The sequence below is a fragment of the Lawsonibacter hominis genome (genome assembly GCF_014287895.1).
Lineage (GTDB): Bacteria > Bacillota > Clostridia > Oscillospirales > Oscillospiraceae > Lawsonibacter_A > Lawsonibacter_A hominis.
Genome location: NZ_JACOPP010000094.1, coordinates 1 through 677, shown reverse-complemented (window position 1 = coordinate 677; position 677 = coordinate 1). Strand labels below are relative to the sequence as shown.

The window sequence follows — 677 nt, the reverse complement described above, 5'->3', positions numbered from 1 at the left end:
GATTTTATTCTGCGGGCGGAAGCAATCCGAACCGGCCGAGTGAAGCCGGAAGAAGATAATATGCTGAAGCTGACCGGTGAGGCCCGCCTGATGGCGATTGACCCGCGCCTGATTCGACCAGATGCGGATGGTACAGGAAGTAAGTTGAGTGTCTGCATTGAGGATGTTTATCAGGTTTGGAAGGACACCGCCGCCTCTGCTTCCACGCAGCTTGTCTTTTGTGATGTTGGCACTCCCAAAGCCGGGAAATTCAATGTATATGATGAAATAAGAAATGTGCTGCTGGCAAAGGGTGTGCCGGAATCGGAGATTGCCTTTGTTCACGACGCCACTTCTGAAGCACAGCGGCAGGAACTGTTCGAGCGTACCCGCCAAGGAAAAGTCCGTATTCTGATCGGCAGCACCAGCAAGCTGGGAACCGGCGTGAATGTTCAGAATAAGGTAATCTCCATTGACCATCTGGACTGTCCGTGGAAGCCCTCTGATATTACACAGCGAAATGGACGTGGGGTACGGCAGGGCAACGAAAACCCGGAAATTATGATAAAGCAATTCGTAGCCAAAGGAACATTTGATGCGTATCTCTGGCAGATTCAGGAGCAGAAATTGCGCTATATCACGCAGATTCTCACCGGAAAACACATTGCCCGCTCTTGTGAGGATGTGGATGAAACCGT

Annotated in this window: 1 protein-coding gene; it reads left to right on the top strand. The window is 51.0% G+C overall.

The window, feature by feature from the left end:
• Positions 1–60: 60 nt before the first annotated feature.
• A partial coding sequence (locus H8S57_RS16930; protein ID WP_243204883.1) for a helicase-related protein occupies positions 61–677 on the top strand: 617 nt, incomplete at its 3' end.